Annotated in this window: 19 protein-coding genes and 2 riboswitches; of the genes, 8 read left to right on the top strand and 11 right to left on the bottom strand. The window is 67.2% G+C overall.

Going from position 1 to position 22,696, the window contains the following annotated elements:
- The first annotated feature begins 12 nt into the window (after window positions 1–12).
- Complete coding sequence (locus ACFC4D_RS04070; protein WP_376061710.1) at window positions 13–777, top strand: hypothetical protein; 765 nt, start codon at window positions 13–15, stop codon at window positions 775–777.
- 5 nt (window positions 778–782) lie between these two features.
- On the opposite strand, the gene ACFC4D_RS04065 is transcribed toward ACFC4D_RS04070, so the two are convergent.
- A complete protein-coding gene (locus tag ACFC4D_RS04065) occupies window positions 783–1,406 on the bottom strand; it encodes a carbonic anhydrase (protein ID WP_375966734.1) in 624 nt (207 codons plus the stop codon).
- 167 nt (window positions 1,407–1,573) lie between these two features.
- Window positions 1,574–1,810: riboswitch (cobalamin riboswitch) on the top strand.
- Window positions 1,811–1,946: 136 nt separating this feature from the next.
- Between ACFC4D_RS04065 and ACFC4D_RS04060 the strand changes: the two genes are divergently transcribed.
- From ACFC4D_RS04060 to glyA, 5 genes are all read left to right on the top strand, one after another.
- Window positions 1,947–2,894 (top strand): methylenetetrahydrofolate reductase, encoded by a 948-nt coding sequence (locus ACFC4D_RS04060; protein ID WP_375966736.1) that lies wholly within the window; start codon window positions 1,947–1,949, stop codon window positions 2,892–2,894.
- 89 nt (window positions 2,895–2,983) lie between these two features.
- Window positions 2,984–4,036: an ABC transporter substrate-binding protein gene (locus ACFC4D_RS04055; RefSeq protein ID WP_376061708.1), complete on the top strand. Its 1,053-nt coding sequence runs from the start codon at window positions 2,984–2,986 to the stop codon at window positions 4,034–4,036.
- Window positions 4,033–5,055, top strand: coding sequence for a FecCD family ABC transporter permease (locus ACFC4D_RS04050; RefSeq protein ID WP_376061706.1), 1,023 nt, complete (start codon window positions 4,033–4,035; stop codon window positions 5,053–5,055). Before ACFC4D_RS04055 ends, ACFC4D_RS04050 begins: the two co-directional genes overlap by 4 nt.
- Entirely contained in the window at window positions 5,052–5,813 is a 762-nt protein-coding gene (locus ACFC4D_RS04045; protein ID WP_375966740.1) for an ABC transporter ATP-binding protein, read from the top strand. Before ACFC4D_RS04050 ends, ACFC4D_RS04045 begins: the two co-directional genes overlap by 4 nt.
- A 98-nt stretch (window positions 5,814–5,911) precedes the next feature.
- Window positions 5,912–6,109, top strand: a riboswitch (cobalamin riboswitch).
- 135 nt (window positions 6,110–6,244) lie between these two features.
- Entirely contained in the window at window positions 6,245–7,546 is a 1,302-nt protein-coding gene (glyA, locus tag ACFC4D_RS04040) for a serine hydroxymethyltransferase (protein WP_376061704.1), read from the top strand.
- A gap of 29 nt (window positions 7,547–7,575) precedes the next feature.
- Here glyA and atzF read toward each other — a convergent pair whose 3' ends face one another.
- Genes atzF through ACFC4D_RS04025 form a run of 3 tightly spaced genes read right to left on the bottom strand, consistent with a single transcriptional unit; the run spans window position 7,576 to window position 13,631 of the window.
- Window positions 7,576–9,300 (bottom strand): allophanate hydrolase, encoded by a 1,725-nt coding sequence (gene atzF / locus ACFC4D_RS04035; protein WP_376061702.1) that lies wholly within the window; start codon window positions 9,298–9,300, stop codon window positions 7,576–7,578.
- Window positions 9,297–12,914, bottom strand: coding sequence for an urea carboxylase (gene uca, locus ACFC4D_RS04030; RefSeq protein WP_376061701.1), 3,618 nt, complete (start codon window positions 12,912–12,914; stop codon window positions 9,297–9,299). The genes atzF and uca overlap by 4 nt, the downstream gene beginning before the upstream one ends.
- 3 nt (window positions 12,915–12,917) lie before the next feature.
- Window positions 12,918–13,631 (bottom strand): GntR family transcriptional regulator, encoded by a 714-nt coding sequence (locus ACFC4D_RS04025; protein WP_375966743.1) that lies wholly within the window; start codon window positions 13,629–13,631, stop codon window positions 12,918–12,920.
- A 132-nt stretch (window positions 13,632–13,763) separates the two neighbouring features.
- On the opposite strand from ACFC4D_RS04025, the gene ACFC4D_RS04020 reads away from it, so the two are divergent.
- Window positions 13,764–14,048 (top strand): hypothetical protein, encoded by a 285-nt coding sequence (locus ACFC4D_RS04020; protein ID WP_376061700.1) that lies wholly within the window; start codon window positions 13,764–13,766, stop codon window positions 14,046–14,048.
- Window positions 14,049–14,054: 6 nt separating this feature from the next.
- On the opposite strand, the gene ACFC4D_RS04015 is transcribed toward ACFC4D_RS04020, so the two are convergent.
- The 5 genes from ACFC4D_RS04015 to ACFC4D_RS03995 form a co-directional block, all read right to left on the bottom strand.
- Window positions 14,055–15,026, bottom strand: coding sequence for a glycine betaine ABC transporter substrate-binding protein (locus tag ACFC4D_RS04015; RefSeq protein WP_376061699.1), 972 nt, complete (start codon window positions 15,024–15,026; stop codon window positions 14,055–14,057).
- On the bottom strand, window positions 15,023–15,760 hold the full coding sequence (locus ACFC4D_RS04010) for an ABC transporter permease (RefSeq protein ID WP_364633144.1): 738 nt from the start codon (window positions 15,758–15,760) through the stop codon (window positions 15,023–15,025). The genes ACFC4D_RS04015 and ACFC4D_RS04010 overlap by 4 nt, the downstream gene beginning before the upstream one ends.
- Window positions 15,757–17,061 carry an ATP-binding cassette domain-containing protein gene (locus ACFC4D_RS04005; RefSeq protein WP_376061698.1) on the bottom strand — a complete coding sequence of 435 codons (1,305 nt, stop codon included), beginning with the start codon at window positions 17,059–17,061 and terminating at the stop codon, window positions 15,757–15,759. Before ACFC4D_RS04005 ends, ACFC4D_RS04010 begins: the two co-directional genes overlap by 4 nt.
- Window positions 17,058–17,702: an ABC transporter permease gene (locus ACFC4D_RS04000; protein ID WP_364633148.1), complete on the bottom strand. Its 645-nt coding sequence runs from the start codon at window positions 17,700–17,702 to the stop codon at window positions 17,058–17,060. The genes ACFC4D_RS04005 and ACFC4D_RS04000 overlap by 4 nt, the downstream gene beginning before the upstream one ends.
- Before the next feature lie 144 nt (window positions 17,703–17,846).
- Window positions 17,847–18,779, bottom strand: a complete 933-nt coding sequence (locus ACFC4D_RS03995; RefSeq protein WP_376061697.1) for a TauD/TfdA dioxygenase family protein — start codon at window positions 18,777–18,779, stop codon at window positions 17,847–17,849.
- A 265-nt stretch (window positions 18,780–19,044) separates the two neighbouring features.
- On the opposite strand from ACFC4D_RS03995, the gene ACFC4D_RS03990 reads away from it, so the two are divergent.
- Window positions 19,045–20,328: a lipase family protein gene (locus tag ACFC4D_RS03990; RefSeq protein WP_376061895.1), complete on the top strand. Its 1,284-nt coding sequence runs from the start codon at window positions 19,045–19,047 to the stop codon at window positions 20,326–20,328.
- Window positions 20,329–20,350: 22 nt separating this feature from the next.
- On the opposite strand, the gene ACFC4D_RS03985 is transcribed toward ACFC4D_RS03990, so the two are convergent.
- Both ACFC4D_RS03985 and ACFC4D_RS03980 read right to left on the bottom strand, forming a co-directional pair.
- Window positions 20,351–20,887, bottom strand: coding sequence for an LLM class flavin-dependent oxidoreductase (locus ACFC4D_RS03985; protein ID WP_375966751.1), 537 nt, complete (start codon window positions 20,885–20,887; stop codon window positions 20,351–20,353).
- Between the two features lie 156 nt (window positions 20,888–21,043).
- Window positions 21,044–22,306 (bottom strand): PucR family transcriptional regulator, encoded by a 1,263-nt coding sequence (locus ACFC4D_RS03980; RefSeq protein ID WP_376061696.1) that lies wholly within the window; start codon window positions 22,304–22,306, stop codon window positions 21,044–21,046.
- Window positions 22,307–22,696: the final 390 nt, after the last annotated feature.

Raw genomic sequence — 22,696 nt, 5'->3', positions numbered from 1 at the left:
CCTGGAGGTGGCGTGAGACGCGTTCCCGCGGGTGTACCGCTAGCCGCTCCGGACGGCTGGTTCGATCGGATGATCGTGCTGCCGGGCAAATTGCCGCTGGCGATTCTGCTGCTGATGTTCGTGATCACGTTCGTATTCATCCGGATCAGCGTGCGCATGATTCGCGCCGGTGTGTCGTGGTGGCCGGGCAATATCACCCCGGGCGGGAAGCATATTCACCACATGGTGTTCGGGGTGGTGTTCATGATCGCGGCCGGATTCGGCGTATTCAGCCCGATCGGCGAGCATTCGCCGTGGCCGGAGCTGTTCGCCGGACTATTCGGGGTCGGCACCGCGCTGGTGCTCGACGAGTTCGCGTTGATCCTGGATCTGAAGGACGTCTACTGGTCCGAACAGGGCCGGGTATCGGTGGACGCGGTCGTCATCGGAATCGCGGTGTGCGCCCTCATGCTGCTCGGTGCGACACCGCTGGGGATCACCGACAACTTCCGCGGCTGGCAGGTGGTCGTCGGGGTGGTGCTGCTGCACGGCTCGCTCGCCCTGGTGACCATGGCCAAGGGCAAAGCCTGGACCGGGCTGTTCGCGCTGTTCATACCGATAGTGGGACTGATCGGCGCGATTCGCCTGGCCCGCCCGCAATCACCGTGGGCGCGTTGGCGATACGGGGCCGGATCGGCGAAGGCGCGCAAAGCCGAGCATCGCGAGGCCGATGAGCAATGGTTCGATCGCCTGCGCGACGGCATCTACAACGCCGTCGCGGGGCGACCGAGCCAATAGTTCGATCAGGCGTGTTCGCCGATATTGCCGAAGACGCTGTTCAGTTTCGCCTGGCCGTCGGCGAGGTTGTAGGTGACGCACGCGATGGCGAGTTCGCCCGCCATGACGCGCTTGGAGATGCTGGTCGAGCGCTGCATGAGCTGGCGCGCGGTCTCCTCGACGTGGCGTCCCTCGAGTTCGTCGACGGTGGTCAGGCCCTCGCGGCGGCCGAGCAGGATGGACGGGGTGACCCGCTCCACCACGCTGCGGATGAATCCGCCGGGCACCTCACCGTTGTCGAGCGCGTCGATGGTGGCACGCACCGCGCCGCAGCTGTCGTGACCAAGGACGACGATCAGCGGCACATTGAGCACCTCGGTGCCGTATTCGATGGAACCGAGCACCGAGCTGTCCACCACGTGGCCCGCGGTCCGGACCACGAACATATCGCCGAGACCGCGGTCGAAGATGATCTCCGCGGCGACGCGGGAGTCACCGCAGCCGAACAGGATCGCCGAGGGGTGCTGCCCGCCCGCGAGCTTGGCGCGATCCGCCGCTCCCTGGCTGGGGTGCTGCAGTTCACCGTTGACGAAACGCTCATTTCCTTCGCGGAGGGACTTCCAGGCACTGATCGGGTTCGAATAAGGCATAGCTCCCATATTGCCCATGAAACAGACTGGACGCGATGTGAGGTTCACGGTGTGGTCGCAACCCGCCGGTTGGTCCGACCGCAACCCGCCGGTTGGAGACGCCGCCGGACTTCGCTAGAGTTCGTCATCGCAGCTGGTTCGCCGGAGAGGGTATTGAGGAGCCCCTGATCCACTCGAAGGCGTCGAGCTCGGCAACGCGCACGCGCGAGCCGGGTGAGAGGGAACCCGGTGGGAATCCGGGACTGTCCCGCAGCGGTGAGTGGGAACGACGGTCGTGAAGGCACTGGGCGCGAGCCCGGGAAGCGACGGCCGATAGGTAGCGCCCCGGTCGTGTGTGCCGGGGTCGGCCCGGTGCGGGCCGGCGCCCACGAGTCCGAAGACCTGCCCGTTGCGCCGGATACACCGTATCCGGCGGTCGTCGCCTCGTGGATTGGGCGGTACGCCGAGGATCGGTGCGGGGACGAATTACCCCGCGGGCTCCGTCAGCGTGCGCTCCCGATGGGGTGACGGCGTATCGGTCGCTGATCATGGAGCTCCTCGATGTCGAACGCTGACAACACCTCTACCGTCGTGCGAAGTCTGCGCGCCCATTCCGGGTCGCGGGTGCCGTTCTCGGTGGAATTCAATCCACCCCGCGACGCCGCCGGTGAAGCCCGATTGTGGCGCGCGGCACGCGAATTCGAGCGCATGCACCCGGCGTTCGTATCGATGACCTACGGGGCCGGCGGCTCCACCAAGGACCGCACCGCCCGCATCACCGGCCAACTGGCGCAGGAGACCACATTGCTGCCGGTCGCGCACCTGACCGCGGTGGGGCACAGCGTGGCCGAACTGCGGGCGCTGGTCGGCTCCTACGCCGACTGCGGCATCCGCAATATCCTTGTGCTGCGCGGAGATCCGCCCGGCGACCCGCTGGGCGAATGGCGCAAACATCCGGACGGGCTGGAGTACGCCGAGGAATTGGTCCGGCTGGTGCGCGAGCTCGGCGATTTCCACGTCGGGGTCGCCTCGTTCCCGCAGGGGCATCACCGCTCCCCGGACCTGGAGACCGATTCCGCCTATCTGGCCGCGAAACTCCGTGCCGGAGCGGACTATTCGATCACCCAGATGTTCTTCGATCCGGAGCACTATCTGCGGCTGCGGGATCGCATGGCCGCCTTCGATCCGGTGCAGGGCGCGAAACCCATTATCCCCGAACTGATGCCGATCACCTCGATGCGCACGGTGGCCCGCGCGGAGGAGCTCAGCGGGCGGGCGCTCCCGGCCGCGATCGCCGAGCGGCTGCGCCGCGCGGCGGGCAACGGCCCGGAGGAGGATCGGGCCGCCGTCCGCGCGGCGGGCATCGAGATCGCCACCGAGATCGCGCAGCGGCTCATCGACGAGGGCGCGCCCTGCCTGCACTTCATCACGCTCAATTTCGCCAAGGCGACCCGCGAGGTGCTGAACAACCTCGGCTACCACGTCACCGCCGCGCCGCTCAGCGCATGACCTCGAAACCGATTCGGTCGCTGAACATTCGCTCCGGTCGCATACCGCGCCGGGGATTCCATAAGATTCCGATTGGTACGGTGCATTTCATGAAGACGACGCGATCGATGCGGCTTCTGGCTGTGTTCGGAACAGTTGGCTGTCTCGTTGCCGGTATCACCGCCTGCGGCAGCTCCTCGGATACGACGACGGCCGGGGACGCGAGCGCCCAGGACCGCCCGGGGCGCACCGGCTATCCGTTCACCCTCGAAAACTGCGGCGTCAAGGTCACCTTCGACAAGGCGCCCACCCGCGCGGCGGCGCTGTACCAGGCGTCCACCGAGATCCTGCTGTCGCTGGGCCTGGCCGATCGCATGGTCGGCACCTCGACCTGGTTCGATCCGGTGCTCCCGGCGCTGGCGGCCGATAACGCCAAGGTGCCCCGCCTGGCCGATAACGATCCGTCGTTCGAGGCGGTGCTGGCCAAGGAACCCGATCTGGTGACCTCGGCCAGCGCGCACACCTTCACCCCGGCCGTGGTGGCCGAGCGCTCCCGGTTCGCGCAGCTCGGCATCCCCACCTATCAGTCGCCCGCGGTCTGCACCGGCGCGAAGGTGGACGGCGAAACCGTCACCCGCACAGCGCCACTCGGCATCGATACGCTGTTCCAGGAGATCACCGAACTGGCCCGGATCTTCGACGTCCAGGATCGGGGCGCGCAGCTGGTCGATCAGCTGCGCGGCCGCTTGCGCGCCGCGACGGGCGGGCAGCAGGGTTCCGCACCGACCGTCGCCTTCTGGTTCTCCGGCGTCAAAACCCCCTATATGGCCGGATGCTGTTCCGCCCCCGGGCTTTACGCCAAGGAGGTCGGCGCGCGCAATGTCTTCGTCGATCAGCGCGAGGACTGGCCCGAGATCAATTGGGAAGCGGTCGTGGCGAGCGATCCGGATGTGCTGGTGCTCGCGGACCTGAGCCGCAAACGCATCGAGGGTGATGCGCTGACCACGAAAATCAGCTTCCTGGAATCGAATCCGGCCACCAATCGAATGCGCGCGGTGCAGGGTAAGCACTACGTGGTGATGACCGGCTCCGAACTGGATCCGGGCATCCGCGAGATCGACGCCATCGAGAAGCTGGCGACCGGTCTGGCCACGGCGCGTTGACACCGGCCCGCCGCGCCACCGCGATCTGTCTGGGTTCGGCTGCGCTGCTGGTCGTTTCGATCGCCGTGACGGTATCCATCGGGCCCGCGAATGTGTCGCCGCGCGAGGTCTACGGCATCATCGGTCAGCACCTCGGCATCGGCACCTCCACGGCCGGTCGCCTGGCCGACGGCATCGTCTGGCAATTGCGGCTGCCGCGCGCCCTGCTGGCGGCGCTGTGCGGGGCGGGGCTCGCGCTCTGCGGCGCGATTCTGCAATCGCTGCTGCGCAATCCGCTCGCCGATCCATTCGTCCTGGGTGTGTCCTCCGGCGCTTCCACCGGTGCGGTGCTGGTGGCGGTGCTCGGAGTCGGAGCCGGGGTGCTGACGCTGTCCGGCGGTGCGTTCCTGGGCGCGGTGCTGTCCTTCGCGCTCATGCTGGCGCTGGCCTACGGCGCGGGCGGCACCCCGGATCGGGTGGTGCTCGCGGGTGTGGCCTGCACCCAATTGTTTTCGGCGCTGACCTCGCTGATCGTGCTGTCCTCGGCCAATGCCGAACAGACGCGCGGCGTGCTGTTCTGGCTGCTGGGCTCGCTGGCGGGCGCGACCTGGACCGATGTGGCGTTGGCGGCCACGGTGTTCGGGATCGGCGGCATCATCTGTCTCTGGTACGCACCGGCTTTGGACGCGTTCGCCTTCGGCCCGGATGCCGCCGCCGCGCTCGGCGTCGCCGTGGGCCGCACCCGGGTGGTGCTGCTGCTGGTCACCGCGCTGGTCACCGCCGCGCTGGTGAGCGCGGCCGGGGCGATCGGTTTCGTGGGCCTGGTGCTACCGCATTTCGCCCGCTTCCTGGTCGGTCCCGGTCATTCCCGGCTGCTGCCGGTGACGGTCCTGATCGGCGCGGTCTTCATGGTGTGGGCCGATACCTTCGCGCGAAGTGCGTTCGGTGCCAGGGAGATTCCGGTCGGCGTGGTCACCGCCCTGCTCGGGGTGCCCGCCTTCGCGGTTCTGCTGGCCCGGCGGCGCAGGCAGCTGACATGACCCTGCGCGCACTCGAGGTCTCCTGGACCCGCTCGGGCCGCCTGGTCCTGGACGGCGTCACCCTCGATCCGGAACCGGGAACCACCGTGGGCCTGCTCGGCCCCAACGGTTCCGGCAAATCCTCACTGCTGCGGCTCATGTCGGGCCTGGACCGCGCAGATTCCGGCAGCGTCCGCCTCGATGACACCGCCCTGCACGATATTCCGCGCAGACAGCTCGCGCGCCGGATCGCGCTGGTCGGCCAGCACGCCGATACCGATCTCGATCTCACCGTGCACGATGTGGTGCGGCTCGGCCGGATTCCGCATCGCGGCTGGTTCGGCGGCGATCCGGGCGCGGATACCGCGGCCATCGACGCCGCGCTCACGGCGGCGGGTTTGGCGGACAAGGCGACTCAGCGCTGGCACACGCTCTCCGGAGGTGAGCGCCAGCGCACACTGATCGCGAGCGCGCTGGCGCAGGAACCCCGCGAACTCCTGCTCGACGAGCCCACCAACCATCTCGATATCGCGCATCAGCTCGAGATCCTCACCCTGGTCCGTGCCCTGCCGGTGACCGCGATCCTGGCCCTGCACGATCTGAATCTGGCCGCGATGTTCTGCGATGTACTGGTGGTGCTGCAACACGGCCGCGTGGTGGCGACCGGCGCTCCGGCGCAGGTGCTGACCGAGGAACTCATCGCCGAGGTCTACCGGGTGCGCTGCCGGGTCGAAAGCACCGGCGCAGGCGATACTTCGGTGCGATTCCTGCGCGACTGACCGGAGCGCGCCCCGGGCGTGCGGGCATCGTATGCTTCGTACGCAGCTGGTTCGCCGGTGATCGCGATATCGGGAGCCCCCGGATCGATCCCCGGCGTCGAAGTCCGCACGGTGCGAGCCCGCGGGCGAAGAGGGAACCCGGTGGGAATCCGGGACTGTCCCGCAGCGGTGAGCAGGAACGAACGCCGTCACACGCACTGGGCGACCGACAGCCCGGGAAGCGACGGCCGGTAGGGCGGCCGAATTCGGGCCGGTGCCTGTGAGTCCGAAGACCTGCCCGCTGTGCCGGATGCGCCGTATCCGGCGGTCGCCGCCTCGTGGACTGGGCGCAGCACCGACCTCCGGGCCGCCCGCGTGCGGGAGCCGGACCGTCTCAGGTGCGCGTGCCCGAGGGCGTCGGCTATCCCCTTGCTAGCCAACGGAGTACGCCAGTGGTTGCTTCTCATCCCCGCACCGCCTCGGTCAACACCCAACCGCTCGGTGAGCTCGATCCGGAGCTGGCCGCCGCCATGGCGGGCGAGCTGGCCCGCGAACGCGACACCCTCGAGATGATCGCCTCGGAGAACTTCGTACCGCGCGCGGTATTGCAGGCCCAGGGCAGCGTGCTGACCAACAAATACGCCGAGGGCTATCCCGGCCGCCGCTACTACGGCGGCTGTGAACACGTCGATGTGGTGGAGACCCTCGCGCGCGATCGCGCCAAGGAGCTGTTCGGCGCGGAATTCGCCAATGTGCAACCGCATTCGGGTGCGCAGGCCAATGCCGCGGTGCTGATGGCGCTGATGAATCCGGGAGACCGGCTGCTCGGCCTGGATCTGGCGCACGGCGGGCATCTCACGCACGGTATGCGATTGAACTTCTCCGGCAAGCTGTATCGGGTGAGCGCCTACGGCGTGAGCAAGCAGGACCATCGCATCGATATGGACGAGGTCCGCAAGATCGCCCGCAATACCTCGCCGAAGGTGATCGTGGCGGGCTGGTCGGCCTATCCCCGGCATCAGGATTTCGCGGCCTTCCGCGAGATCGCCGACGAGGTCGGCGCGTACCTGTGGGTCGATATGGCGCACTTCGCCGGACTGGTCGCGGCCGGATTGCATCCTTCGCCGGTGCCGCACGCCGATATCGTCTCCTCCACCGTGCACAAGACCCTGGGTGGTCCGCGCTCGGGCCTGATCCTGGCCAAGCAGGAGTTCGCCAAGAAGCTGAATTCGGCGGTCTTCCCGGGCCAGCAGGGTGGTCCGCTCATGCACGCCATCGCGGCCAAGGCGGTGTCGTTCAAGATCGCGGCGGGTGCGGAATTCCGGGATCGGCAGCAGCGCACGCTGTCCGGTGCCAAGATCCTCGCCGAACGGCTCACCGGCAGCGATGTCGCGGCCAAGGGCATCAGCGTGCTCACCGGCGGTACCGATGTGCACCTGGTGCTGGTGGATCTGCGGGATTCGCAGCTCGATGGCCAGCAGGGCGAGGATCTGCTGCACGAGATCGGAATCACGGTGAACCGCAATGCCGTTCCCTTCGATCCGCGCCCGCCCATGGTCACCTCGGGTCTGCGCATCGGCACCGCCGCATTGGCCACCCGCGGCTTCGGCGATGCCGAGTTCACCGAGGTCGCCGATATCATCGCCACCGCCCTGGCGGGTGGCTCCGATATCGAGGCGCTGCGCGACCGGGTCACGAAACTGGCGCGCGCGGTACCGCTCTACGACGGGCTGGAGGACTGGCGACTGCTCTGATCCGGCCCGTCGTGCGGCGGGACGGTGCGCTAGCGAGCGCTCAAATACGCTCGCCAGCCACCGTATTCGGTGATGTCGGCGGCGGTGGCGGTGGCGTCATGGGTCGCGGTGAAACCTATGACGCCGCGGCCGTCCTCCAGTTCGATCGCGGTGAGCGCCATCGGTGCGGGCAGGGCCGCCAGGAACCGGCCCAGCGCGGCCTCGGACAGCCGGTACAGCTCGCCCGGAATCGGTGCGCCCGCACCGGGTTCGGTGCGCACCAGTCCGGGTTTCGGTGGCGTGGTGGCCATGGCCGTGAGCCGGTACGCATCGGTGGTGCGAATGGCTCCGGCGAAGCGCGCCCCGAGTTCCTCGAGTTGCCAGTGCAGTGGCTGATCGCGCAGATGCGCCCCGAAGACGGCGAGGTCGACGCCGCGATCGACCAGAAGCGGTGCGGTATCGGCATTTTGGAGCCGAGCCGCGATATCGACCGCGACCTGATCGGCGAAGGCGGGGACGACGATCATCACCCCGAAGGGATATCCGGTGGCGGTCGCGGCCCCGGGAATCGCCACCGCGGCCAGATCCACCAGATTGCAGAAGTTGGTGAATGTGCCGAGCCGCCGGTTGATTCCGATCGGATCGGCCTGGACCGCCGCGAGACTCGGATGCTCGGTGGTCGTCGGCAAGAGCAGGGCGTCGAAGGGTTCGAGCAGTTCCGCCGCGAAGGCGCGAGCCCGGGCGAGGGTGTCCAGATCGGCGGCGAAGCCGGGCCCGGTGGTCGCGGCGGCGGCCGAAATGATCGCCGCCACGGTGGGATCGGCTCCGGCCGGGGCGGTATCGAGGAACGCGCCGACGGCCGCGTAGCGCTCCGCGACGATCGAGCCGTCGTAGAGCAGCAGTGCGGCCTCCAGCAGCGGCGCGATATCGACCGCCTCGATCTTGCATCCGGCTTCGAGCGCGGCGCATACCGACCTGTCGAAGGCGTCCCGATATTCGGGGCTGAGCGCATCGAGGTTGGCGGGCACGGGGACTGCCAGCCGCGGCACCTGGGGTGCCGCGAAACGCACATCGGCGGGCCAACTTCGGCTGCGGGGATCACGACCCTCCGCGCCCGCCATGACGGCCGCCGCCCGGGTGGCGAGGTCGAGGGTGGCGGCGAAAACGGTGACGGCGTCGTAGTCCGCGCAGGCCGGGACCACCCCGTGCGCCGGGATGATCCCGAGCGTCGCCTTGATACCGACGAGGTCGTGGAATGCGGCCGGAACCCGGCCGGAACCGGCTGTGTCCGTACCGATTCCGATATCGGCGATGCCGAGCGCGACCGCGACCGCCGATCCGGAACTGGAGCCGCCCGAGATCAGCTCCGGATGCAGTGCGTTGCGGACCGCGCCGTGGGGGCTGCGCGTCCCGACCAAGCCGGTGGCGAACTGATCGAGATTGGTCTTACCCAGTACGATCGCCCCGGCCGCGACCAAACGCGCTATGGCGGAAGCGGTTTCGGCGGGGGAGTAGGCGTATTCGGGGCAGCCCGCGGTGGTCGGCAGTCCCGCGACGTCGACATTGTCCTTGACCGCGACGAGCAATCCGGCCAGCGGCAGCACCGCGCCGTCCGCGAGGCGCTGTTCGATCGCGGCCGCCTCGGCGTGCACATCGTCGAACTCGCGCAGGGTGATCCACACTTCGGGCCGATCGGCCGCGGCGATGCGCGCGTAGGCCGCCGCGACGCGTGCGGTCGGCGCGGGGAGGGCGGCCTCGGTCTGGGACGGGGTCATTCGGTCACTCCGATCACGGCTAGTGGGGTTCCGGGTTCCACGGTGGCACCGGGGGCGACGAGCACCCGAAGGACGGTGCCGGTGGCCGGACTGGGCACGGGCAGTTCGAGTTTCATCGCCTCGAGGACTGCCACGGGGTCACCGGCGCGCAAGCGCGCGCCGGGTTCGATATCGACGCGCCAGACATTGCCGACCATGGGTGCGGTGACCACGGTGGCATCGGGTGGCAGATCGGCGAGCGGATCGCCGCGGTCCTCGACCGGTGGCGGTGCGGCCACGGTGCGGTCGAATTCACCGGCGGCGTGCCAGGCGCGTTTCTCGGCCTCGAACGCCGCGCTCTGCCGGGTCTCGAATTCGGCGATATCGGCGGCATTGTCGCGCAGCATCTTTCGGTGCTCGGCGAGCGCGAAGATGCCCTCGGTGACCTCGGCATCGAAGCGTCCGGACCGGGCGTCCGCGCGATGGTCGAGGAGCTGTTCGGGGCTGACCGGCTCCCAGACGATGCGGTCGAAGAAGCGGAACAGCCACGGTGTGCCGTCCTCGAACGGCGCGTGCTGGCGATAGCTGGACCAGATCGGGATGGTGCGCCCGATCAGCTGATAGCCGCCGGGGGATTCCATGCCGTACACGCACAGGTACTTGCCGCCGATGCCCACCGCGTCCGACGGCGTCCAGGTGCGCGCCGGATTGTATTTGGTGGTGACCAGCCGATGCCGCGGATCCAATGGAACCGCCAGGGGCGCACCGAGATACACATCGCCGAGCCCGAGCACCAGGTATTCGGCATCGAATACGGTGCGGCGGACCTCATCCACGCTGTCCAGGCCGTTGATGCGGCGAATGAACTCGACATTGGACGGCAGCCAGGGCGCGGTATCGCGAATTCCGCTGCGGTAGCGGTCGATCGCCTCGGCGATGGACGGATCGTCGAAGGACAGCGGCAGCCGAATGGTGCGGCTCGGCACGACCAGATCGCCGGTCGCGGGCAGTTGCTCCTCGAGTTCGGCGAGCAGTCCGAGCAGCCGATACTGCGGCAGGGCAGCGGGATCGAAGTGGATGTGCAGCGACCGGACCCCGGGCGTCACATCGATGATGCCGGGCGGGGCGGCGGCCGCCAGGGCCTGTGCCAGCGCGTGCACTCGCATGCGCAGGCCGAGATCCAGCACCATCTCACCGTATTCGACCAGGATATTGTCATCGCCACCACGCAGATAGCGCACCGCCGGACGGTCGGCGTCGGCGTCCACGCCGCCGAGTATGCCGCGATCACGCAGTGCCGCACCGGAATCGGTGAGCACACCGGTGGCGCGCGCGGTGGTCGAGGCGCGCAATTCGGTGGCGGTGTCATCGGTGACGGGCAGGAACGCGATGGTGTCGCCGGGCCGCACCTGGCCCAGCTTCCAACGGTGCGCGGACACCACGGTCAGCGGACAGGCGAAGCCGCCCAGGCTGGGACCGTCGGGGCCGAGCAGAATCGGGGTATCGCCCGAAACATTGAGCGCGCCAACGCTGTACGGATTGTCGTGCAGGTTCGACGGATGTAGTCCGGCGTCACCGCCATCGGTGCGCGACCATTGCGGGCGCGGTCCCTCGAGCCGGATGCCCGTGCGATTGGCATGGCTGCCGACCCGCCAGGACCGCTCGTAGAACTGCGTCATATCGGCATCGGTGAAATACGCGGGCGCGGTTTGCGGCCCCTCACCCACGGCCAGCTGCCAGTCGTGCGTGAACAGCGGCCGCTGCTCGACCGGCACCGGTCCCGGCGTGTTCGTCGTATCCGCTTGCACGGCAGCGATTCCCAGCACATCGCCATCGGCGACGGCCTTACCGGTGACCCCGCCGAAGCCGCCGAGCGTGAACGTCGCGGCGCTGCCGTGGTACAGCGGCGCGTCGATCCCGCCCCGAATGGCCAGGTAGGTGCGCAGTCCCGCATCCGAGGGCGCGCCGATATCGAGCACCGATCCGGCTGCGATGGCGACCGGTTCCCACATGGGCGCGGGCTCGCCGTCCACGGTCACCAGGGTCGGCGCTCCGGTGACACAGATCAGCGCCGCACCGGAGAACCGCAGCCGGGGGCCCTGCAAGGTGCATTCCAGACCCGGTGCGCCGGTGGGATTGCCCACGGCGGTATTGGCCAGGGTGAACGACAGATCATCCATCGGCCCGGACGGCGGAATTCCCACCTCCCACAGTCCGATTCGGCCGGGATGGTCCTGCACCGTGGTCATGGTGCCCGCCCGCAGCACATCCACCCGGCGGCTGGACCACGACAGGTCGGCCAGGGTGCCGGTGCTGTGATCGGCGGCGCGCACCACCGGCGCGACCGCGGCGGCCCGCAGCTGCGGAAGATTCGTTTGCACACCGTAGACGCCGGTGTCCGCGAGCGCCGCGCTCAGCTTCCCGAACGCCGCCTCGCGGTTCGCGCCGTGCGTGATGACCTTGGCCAGCAGCGGATCGTAGAACGCGCTGACCTCGGTGCCGGTCCCGATCCAGGTGTCGACCCGGGCGTCGGCGGGAAACCTTGTCGCGGTAACCAATCCGGCGCTCGGGCGGTAGTCGTGCCCAGGATCCTCGGCGTAGACGCGCGCCTCCACCGCCCAGCCCGCGAGCGCGGGTCCGGCGTCCGGTACACCGTCGAGCACGGTGTCCTCACCACCGGCCAAGCGCAGCATCCAGTCCACCAGATCGACGCCCGTGATCGCTTCGGTGACCGGATGTTCCACCTGGAGACGGGTATTCATCTCCAGGAACGAGGCTTCGCGGCGTTCGGTGTCGTACACGAATTCGACGGTGCCCGCCGAGCGATAGTGCACCGAGCTCGCCAGGGCACGGGAGGTCGCGAGCAATTGTTCGGTGAGCTCTTCGGGCAATCCCGGGGCGGGCGCTTCCTCGATCACCTTCTGATTGCGGCGCTGGAGTGAGCAGTCGCGGGTGCCCAGGCTGACCACCCGGCCCTTACCGTCGCCGAAGACCTGCACCTCGATATGCCGTGCGCGCCTGATGAATCGCTCCAGGAATACCCCGGCGGAGGAGAAGTTCGCCACCGCGAGCCGCTGTACCCGCGCGAAGGCCGCCCGGACCTCGTCGGCGTCGAAACACGCCTGCATACCGATGCCGCCACCACCGCCGACGGCCTTCACCATCACCGGATAGCCGACCCGATCCGCCTCGGAGACCGCGTGATCGACCGATTCCAGAATGCCGCTGCCCGGTACCAGCGGTACGCCCACCGTGCGGGCCGCCTCGCGGGCGGTGTGCTTATCACCGAACACCCGCAATTGTTCCGGCGTCGGGCCCACGAAGACCAGTCCGGCCGCCGCCACGTCGGTGGCGAATTCCGCGTTCTCGGAAAGGAATCCGTAGCCCGGGTGAATGGCCCCCGCGCCGGAGGCCAGTGCCGCCTCGATGACAGCGTCGGCGCGCAGATAGGACTGTGCGGCCGGACCCGGTCCGAGCCGCACGGCCGCATCGGCCATGTGGACGTGCGCGGCCCCGAGGTCCGCGTCGGAGTACACCGCGACCGTCTTGAGCCCCAGGTCGCGGGCGCTGCGCAGGATGCGACAGGCGATCTCACCGCGATTGGCGATCAGTACGGTGTCGAAACTCGAACTCACCGATTACTCCTGTTCAATGGCCATGGACATGGCGACGATGGCGCGGGTGACCCGCTCGACCACGACGTCGAGGGATTCACCGATATGCCGGTGCAGTAGGTCGTAGGCGAGCGGAAGATCATCGGCGAGAACGGCGTCCAGAATCGCGAGATGTTCGGCGATGGTCACCTCGACCCGGTTGTTGACCATGAAGTCGTACATGCGGACGTGCCGGATGCGGGCATTGACCGCGATCAGGGCGCGCACCAGCTCACCGTTGCCGGACGCGGTCAGCAATGCGATATGGAAGCCCTCGTCCACGACCACGAATCCCGGCTCCTGCGCGGGCGGATCGGCCCGCAGGGCCAGCCAGTGCTCCCGTTCGAGCCGCAGCAGCTCATGATCGTGCCGGATATCGGCATTGTCGATGGCGCGCTGAATTCCGCTCAGCTCCAGCGCGATTCGCAGCTCATAGAGATCGCGCACCTTGGGAATACTGGGCCGCACCGGGCTGAACCCGATCTCCTCCCGGTGCAGCAGTCCGTCCGAGCACAGCATGGCCAGCGCCTCGCGCGCCGGTGTCCGCGAAATTCCGAACCGGGCCGAGACTTTCGGTTCGGTCAACCGCTGACTGAACTTGATCTGACCGTTCATGAGTTCGTCGCGCAGCGTGGCGTACACGGTGTCGCGCAGGTGTCCACTGGCCCCGTTGGCGCGCGTCCGCAATGGTGTCGACATGCCTGTATACGCTATGTAGCAGGCGTTTCCGCGTGGCTACGGTGGGTAACGACTGGGTTAGCAAGCCCTCACGGGTGTTGTTCGGCGGCATTCGGCGAGAATCGAGAGATTCGAGGGTTAGCGTGGAGTGGTATGGCTAGTAGAGATATTTCGGTGACGGTGGGGGAGGACGACTGGCGTGCGCTGGTCGCCGCCGCCGAGGCGGCGGGAATGGGGGTGGAGGCGTATGTCTCCTGGTGTGTGCGGATTCTCGCGTTGCAGGCGCAGCCCGGGGGCGGCAAGCGCGCGGAGCGGCTGGGGCATGTGAAGGCGCGGCGACGCAAGGCCACCGCCGATGAGGGCACCGAGGCCGCGGCCTGGGCGGAGACGTTCACCGAGCGGTTGTCCCACCGGGCGGATCGAAGGCCGCGGCTCTGATTCCCGCTATGTGACCAGCTTTTCGCTCTTCAGCCAGTCGTAGGCGACATCGGACGGGTCCTCGCCGTCGATGTCGACCCGGCCGTTGAGGTCCTGCATCAGCTGGTCGGTGAGGCGTTCGGAGATGGTGCCGAGCAGCGTGCGCAGCTCCGGATACTTGTCGATGATCGCGCCGCGCACCACGGCTGTGCCGCTGTAGGGCAGGAAGAACTTCTTATCATCTTCCAGCACAGTGAGATTCAGGTTCTTCACGCGGCCGTCGGTGGTGTAGACCATGCCGAAGTTGCAGGGTGCGCTCTTGGCCGTGGCCGGGTAGACCACGCCCGCGTCCATGCGGGTGACGTTGCCGGACGGGACGCCGCTCGGATCGTTATAGGGGATACCGTATTTCGCGAGCATGGGGATGAAACCATCCGAGCGGCTGAAGAATTCGTCATCGACACAGAAGGTGCGATCGTTGACCGGCAGTGCCGCCACATCGGAGAGGGACTTCACCTTCAGGCGTTGCGCGGTCGGACCGGAGGCGGCGAAAGCGTAGGTGTCGTTGAAGTTCGACGGCGGCAGCCATTCCAGATCATTGTCCCGGCGCTCGATATCGTGCACGCGCTGCCACAGCTCATGCGGGTCGACGATCGTCTCGGTCTCATTGTGGTAGTTGACCCAGCCGGTGCCGGTGTACTCCCAGAGGATATCGGCGTCGCCGTTGAGCTGGGCCTGCCGCGAGGAGGCGGAACCGGGCGCACCGGTCAGATCGGTGACGTCGGCTCCGGCCGCGGCCAGATAGGTCGCGGTGATCTTGCCGAGCAGTACGCCCTCGGTGAAGCTCTTGGAGGTCACCACCAGTTTCGCGCCGTCCAGCGGCTGCCCGCCGTCCACCAGTTTCGCGGCGTGGAAGGTCCCCGACGAACTCACCAGACCACATCCGGCGAGCAGTGAAACCACCAGCAGCGCAATCGATCCGGCCCGTATCGCCCTCATGAGATGCCTCGCGGAGTCGCGGCCAGTTCGACCAGCCTGCCGAGCCAATCGATGATCAGCGCCAACAGGCCGACCAGGATCGCACCGGAGATGAGCAGTTTGGGCAGGAACAGCGTGACACCGGTGGTGATCAGCGTGCCCAGACTGGTCGCGCCGATGAAGGTGCTCAGCGTCGCGGTGCCGACCAGGATCACCAGCGCGGTGCGCACCCCATTGAGGATCACCGGCACCGCGAGCGGCAATTCGACCTGCACCAGGGTGCGCGCGGCCGTGAAGCCGATACCGCGGGACGCTTCGATGGTGCGCTGATCCACCTGTCGCAGACCGATAATGGTGTTCTGCAGGATCGGCAGGATGGCGTAGACCACGAGACCGATGACGGCGGTGCGGAATCCGGTGCCGAGCCAGAACGTGAACAGCACCAGCAGCCCGACCGCCGGAGCCGCCTGGCCGATATTGGCGATATTGACCACGATCGGCTCGAAACGCTTCAAAGCCGGTCGGGTGAGCGCGATTCCGAGCGGTATCGCCACCACGACCACGATGAGCGTGGCCACCACGGTCAGCTTGATATGCGCCAGAATCGTGGTCTGCAGATTGGCCCAGCCCAGTGACGCCTTCTCGGTCGCGGTGAAGGTGGTGGACCGGTACCAGAGCAGGTATCCGATCCCGATGGCCAGAATGATGATCGGTTCGAACCAGACGTCGATCGGCGTGCGGCGCAATCGATTCATGACTGCCCATCCGAGTCCGCGGTCGCGGTCACCGCGATGGAATCCGGTTCGTCATCGGCGGCGATCACCGGTGTCGGCGCGTATTCGGTTCCGTCGACATGGGTTTCGTAGGACAGATCCTCTTCCTCGGGATGCCCCTCCGCGAGTTTGGTGCGAATCAATTCCGTCACGGCCCCGATATTGAGCGAGCCGACCACCGCGCCCCGGCCGTCGGTGACCAGCGTGGCTCCCTGGCTGGTCGCGAGCATGGCGTCCAAGGCGTCGTTCAGCGTGGAGGAGCGCGCGACCACGGGCAACCGCCGATCCAGGAAGTCCGACACTTCGGGTTTGGTGGCGACTTCCGCGAGGGTGGGCCATGCGCGTGGTCGCCCGGAACGATCGACCACCACGATCCAATCGTGCCCGGCGGCCTTCGCGCGCGCGATCACTTCCCCCGACGGTTCACCGATGCGTGCGGTAATCACCTTGTCGTACTCCACATCTCGCACCCGCGAGACGGTGAGGTACGCCAGCTTCGCCCCCGATCCGACGAATTCCTCCACGAACGGCGTGGCCGGATCGGTGAGAATCTCCTCCGGGGTGGCGTACTGCTCGATATGCCCGCCCTCGGACAGGATCAGCACCTTGTCCCCGAGTTTGGTGGCCTCCTCGAAATCGTGCGTCACGATCACGATGGTCTTGCCGAGTTCGTGCTGAATGGCGATCAGACTGTCCTGCAACCGAACCCGGGTAATCGGATCGACCGCGCCGAACGGTTCGTCCATGAGCAGCACCGGCGGATCGGCGGCCAGCGCCCGTGCGACGCCGACGCGCTGCTGCTGTCCACCGGACATATCCTTGGGCAGCCGGTCCGCGAAAGTGGCCGGATCGAGCCCTACCAGATCGAGCAGATATTCGGTGCGCTCGGCGATCCGCTTCTTGTCCCAGCCCAGTACGCGCGGAATCGCTCCCACGTTCTTGGCCACCGACCAGTGCGGGAACAGGCCACCGGACTGGATGACATAGCCGATGGACTGCCGCAGCTTATCCGGATCCTCCTTGGTGACATCGCGCCCGTCGATGAGAATCCGCCCGTCGGACGGTTCGATCAACCGGTTGATCATCTTCAGGGTGGTGGTCTTACCGCAGCCCGACGGTCCCACGAACGCGACGATATGCCCGGCTTCGATCTCCAGGTCCAGCCGCTCGACCGCCGGCTTCTCCTGTCCCCGATAGCGTTTCACCACACCGTCCAGCACGATGGACGCACCGGTCACATTGCGTTCGGCCGGAACGGGCGGCCGGGTCACTGCCTCGGTCATGAGAGTCCCTTTGCGATGGTGAGCCGTCCGAGCAGGACGAGGAGCGCGTCGAACACCAACGCGATCACGACGATGAGAATGGTTCCGGTCAGCGCCATTTCGAGTGCGTTGGCGCCGCCGAGCCGGGACAGGCCGTTGAAGATGAGCGAGCCGAGACCCGGGCCGAGCACGTACGCGACGATCGCGGCCACGCCGACCACCATCTGCGTGGAGATCCGGATGCCGGTGAGGATCACCGGCCAGGCGATCGGCAATTCGACGGTGAACAGAATCCGCCTGCGCGAGAGCCCGATACCGCGCGCGGATTCGATCACCGATTCCGGCACCGACCGCAAGCCCACGATGGCATTGCCGATCACCGGCAGGGTCGCGAAGAACGCCAGCATGATGAACGACGGCACCACCCCGAGTCCGAACGGCACCAGCAGCAGCGCCAGCAGTGCGAGCGACGGAATCGTCAGCGCCACCCGGCTCGAGGTCAGCGTCAGCGCCGAGAGCAGCGGCAGCCGATACACCGCGATCGCGATCACCACGGCGATGATCGTCCCGACCAGCACCGTCTGAAAGGCAAGGGACGCATGCTGATAGGTGAGGAAGGCCAGCGTCTCGCCACGTCCTCGGATATAGCTCCACAAATGCACGGGATTCCCCTCGTCGGCCGGGGGCCGGGTCGGTTACCTGTCTGCGTATTCACCGGACGCGTGAGCCGTTAGACGGTAGTCGATCGTGCCCACCGGCTGCGGGCGGCGCGCGGTAGGCGAATCGCCGTTATGTCGTTGTGCCTTTCAGGCCGCGCGCGGTGTCGCGGCCGTCGAGTAGTACCCGGCATCACCGGAGATCACGGTGCTGGACCGGCCGTCCACGCCGACCGGGACCGCACCCGCGAGGGTGATGCGGGTCAGCTTGCGGTGCTCGCTGCCGTCGTAGTCGTCGATCGCGTAGTGCTGGGTGGCGCGGTTGTCCCAGATGGCCACATCACCCAGCGACCAGTTCCAACGGGTCGTGTTCTCCAGCCGGGTTATCCGGTTCTGGAAGAGTTGAAACAGGGCCTTCGACTCATTTCCGGTCAGCCCGACGAGTTCCTTCACGAAGCAGCCGAGCAGTAGCGCGCGTTCACCGGTCTCGGGATGCACCTCGACCACGGGGTGTTCGGTCTCGAAGTACTCGGACTCGAATTCCCGTCGGTAGGCCGCGGAGTTCTCCTCGGTCGAACGACCCTCACCGGCGTAGTCGTACAGATTGGTGTGCCGGGCGCGCAGGCTTTCGGCCAGTACCTTGAGCGGTTGCGGCAGTGCCTCGTACGCGGCGACGGTGGAGGCCCAGGTGGTCGAACCGCCGTAGCTGGGCAGGGTGACCGCCCGCAGAATCGAGGCCTGCGGCACCCGATCGACGAAGGTGACATCGGTGTGCCAGACATTCGAGCGGCCGTGCCGCGAATCGATGGCCAGACTCTTGGCGCCCGCCGAGGTCAGCGTCGGATGCGGGGTGGTCGGGCTGCCGAGCAATTCCGCGAATTCGTACTGTCCGTCCTCGGTGAGCTGATCCTGACCCTGGAAGAAGATCACCTTGTGCTCGTGCAGCGCGGCCCGAATCGCCGCGACGGTCCGCGCGTCCAGATCCCCGCCGAGCCGCACCCCCTCGATGCGCGCGCCGATATTCGCGCCGAGCTTGACCACCCGCGGCGTGGATCCGGGCTCGACTGAGTTGTGCACGGACATGGCGGGGCCTTTCGCTCGAACCGATCGATCAGCGCAGGAAACCACGTCGTGACCACCGCGAACACCCTTTGGGTCAGCCAGATCGAATCTCGCACGCGGGCTGGCTCTTCAAAGTTGGACACGGGTGTGCAACACTGGCGCTGCCGACTATCGTCTGGGTCACTCCGGCGGTGCGGTGTGACCTGCGTTATAGAAGCGATGATGCTTGGAGGATCGAGTGGGTAAGCCCGGGTTGAGACGGCTGGCCGTGGCGGCGATGTCGACGATGGTGGTGGCGAGTGGGGCGCAGGCCGCGACGGCCGATCCCGGATATCCGCCGATGCCGCTGGATCAGAATCAGCTACCGCAATTGCCCACCGAACCGCAGCTTTACGACATGCTGCCGGTGCCGGTCCCGTCCGAGGATCCCTGGTACGACGATCCGGCCGATATCGCCTCGTACGCACCCGGGCAGATCGTGCGCTCGCGCGAGGTGCAGACCCGCTTCCTCGGCATTCCGTTCCCGGTCTACACCAGGCAATTGTTGTTCCGCTCCAACGATGTTCACGACAATCCGATCGTGACCGCGACGACCGTCATCGTGCCCGGGGTGCCGTGGCAGGGGAGTGCGCGGCCGGTGGTCTCGTTCCAGGAGGCCATCGACTCGACCAACTCCTCCTGCAATCCCTCGTACACCCTGCAGGTCGGCACCATGAAGGAGTCCGCGCTCGCGATCGGCTGGCTGGCACAGGGTTTCGCGATCAATGTGCCGGATTTCGACGGCAAGTTCAGCACGTTCAACACCTACGCCGAGGGCAAGATGGTGCTGGACAGCCTGCGCGCCATGAAGAATGACGACGCACTCGGGCTCGCGGACTCCGGCATCGCGCTGTACGGCTACTCCGGCGGCGGCTCGGGTTCCATTCGCGCGGCGGAACTTCGGGCCACCTACGCCCCGGATGTGCGACTGCTCGGCACCGCGATCGGCGGTACGCCCGGCAACCTGGTCGATGTCGCGAAGTACGCCACCAAGCAGCAGACCGGTATCGCGGGCATCGGCAATTTCACCATGTGGCTCGGTCTGACCAGCTTCGCGCGCGAGTACCCCGATGCGTTCCGCCCCGAGGAACTGCTCACCCCGGAGGGGCAGCAGCTGGCCGCGGACTTCCAGAGTCGTTGTCTGCCAACCATTCTGCTGGAAGGCATGTACCGGCCGATCAGCGCCTACTACCAGCCGGGCAAGTCGCTGGAGAACTCACCGGAGATCGTGCAGATCCTGCAGGACAACAGTCTCGGCAAGCACATCCCCGATACCCCGATCCTGTGGTGGCACGGTATGTGGGACGAGGTCATTCCGCCCTCGACCGTCATCCCGACCGTGAACTCCTATTGGGAGCGCGGCGCGGATCTGCGCTTCTACACCGTCCCGATTCCCGAGCACGGCGCGAACGCCGTCACCGGCTGGGCCCCCGCCGTCGCGTGGATCACCGCCGTACTGCGTGGCCTGCCGCCGGGGCCCAAGTTCAAGGCGGACTTCCAGCCGCTGCCGCAGGGTTTTCCGGGTAGCTGATCCCGGATTCGGTTGCCGGGGTTCAGATTCGAGCCAGTTCGTCCAGTGTCCGCTCCAGTAGTCCGAGCGGGAGCGCCCCGAGATTCGAGACGTGCCGGTCGATGCCGAAATCATCGCATTGATCGAGGATCTCGGGGGTGGGCAGGCCGAATTGATAGAAGGTGATGTGGACCCGGTCCCGGCCGAGTTCGGCTGCCCGATAACGCAATCGGGCAATGTGGTCGGCATGGTCCCGGGGTCGCAGGCCGTCGCCGATGCGCATCCAGCCGGGTCCGCGCCCGAGCGCCATGCGGCCACCGCATACGCGGTCCAGGGTGTCGATCTGTTCGGCGAGCTGAACGGGATCGCGCCGCACCCGCCGGGTCATGACCGTCCCGACGATCAATCGCTCGGTCGCCGCGGCGGCCCTGGCCAGCGCCGCGAACGGCTCATCCGGGGTATGGGAATCCAAATCATCAGGCACGAACAAGGATTCGAAGCCGCGCTGTTCCAATATGCGCGCGGCTTCGACCGGGGTCGCCGCGTGTGCCGTCATCGACAGCGCGATGCCCAGCTTCACCTGCCCACCTCCATTCCGGGGCTTCGCGGTCCGCCTCCGCATCCGGCGGTCCCGCTGCACCATTGTGACACCAATCAGTGTCACATATTGGCGAGGGGGTCGTGCGTTGCCCCACACGGGGTTCGGTCCCGCGAGCCGTATGGCTCGCGGGGGCGGTCACTGCGGGTCGGTCTGTCGCGAGGATTGGATGCGGTGCACCGTCAGTGCCGCCGCGATGAGGCGTGATCCGTGCGGATCGGCCGGATCGATACCGGTGACCTCGGCGATGCGGCGCAGCCGATAGCTGTAGGTGTTCGGGTGGATGTGCACGGACGCGGCCGCCTTCTGCCGATCCGCGCCGAATCTGACATGTGCCTCCATCGCCTCGACCAGATGCGGTTGATCCAGCAGCGGCAGAATCCGTTCGGCCAGTTGATCTCGGGCATCACCCGGCCGGGTCAGCTGATATTCGAGCAGCAGATCCTCGAGCCGGTAGCTACCCGCCGGGCGGTGCAGATGCCGGGCGAGTTCGGCGACCTCGGCGGTCTGCCGGGCCTTGCGGGGCATCGAATCACGTTGCACCCCGGTACATTCGGCGACAATCGCGCTGACGCCGAGCTGTTCGGTCAGGGTGCGCGCGAGCAGGCGGCGCTGATCGGGTGTGACGGTGTCACCGGGCAGCAGCGCGAAACCGCTCTGACCGTCGAAGGTTTCGAGGGCCGGGCCGCCGGTCAGTTCGTCCAGCGCGCGCCGGACGATGCGTATGCGCCGACGGGTGGTCAGCATATCGGTGGCCGGAATCGCACCCTCGGGAGTGGCGAGGTGCAGGGCCAGCAGATCGTAGTGGTCCGCGGTGATACCGGCGCGAGCCGCCAGGTCCTCGGACGACGCGCCCTGTACCAGGGCCGAGCACAGGGCCCTGCGCAGTTCCCGTTCCCGGTCGTGCCCGGCCTGTTCCAGGTGCACGTGCTTCTCGGTGATCGCGGACATGACCTGGCCCGAAAGTCGCAGCAGCAGATGCGAGAAGGCGATCACATCGGCGTGATCCTCCGGTCGTGCGGCCGCGCTCGCATGTCGCCAGAGGTGGTCGGTGGCGCGCAGGAAACCCGCCAGCAGCGGCCGTCCGGCGGACCGCTCGTCGAGATGGTGCTCGACCAGCGGTGTCAGCAGTTCGGCCGGATCCGCGCTGCCGTAGTCCGGGATTCGATCTATGTATTCGAGTATCGCCGCGGTCAGGAGCCGAATGGATTCCCGGGTGTGTGCGTCGACACCGTGGGCGGTGTGCGATATTCGCGCGAGGCGGGCCAGAATCGGTGCGTCCGGTGCTATTCGATGGTCGATGTCCGATCGCGCGAAGTCGTCCGCGAGCGGTGAGTTGTGTGCCAATTCGCTGATCTCCCCGTATTCCGAATCCGTATGTTCCGTGCGTTCGCCGCGCACCGCACCCTGAAGGCTTCATCGGCTTCGGTTTGCTGAGATTCCAGCCTACTATGAAACTTGGACACGTGCGTCCAACAAAACTGGGGGCTGTTACGGGGAGCCTAGTCCAGTCTCAGTGATGTTGCGTCACAGCCGAATCGGGGTCACGACGGTGCTTTGTCACGAGAGACGAACGCGCGCCGCGCAATTTCGTCGATTCATGCAATGACTCGCCGGTAGCCCTCTGGCAGAGTTGGTGTTCGGTCCAGATGGCCGCCGGCTCGCAGCGTGGTGAGTATTCCGTAATCGAGCAGGGGCGGGGCGGACGACTCGAACGATTCGAGCGTCGCGGGACATCACATTGTCGTGGAACGGACCGTTGGGATTTGTGCGCCGCCGGGCGATGGGAAT

Source organism: Nocardia sp. NPDC056000 (genome assembly GCF_042269265.1).
Taxonomy (GTDB): domain Bacteria; phylum Actinomycetota; class Actinomycetes; order Mycobacteriales; family Mycobacteriaceae; genus Nocardia.
Note: the sequence above shows the minus strand (reverse complement) of the source record. Positions and strands in the feature narration are given on the sequence as shown.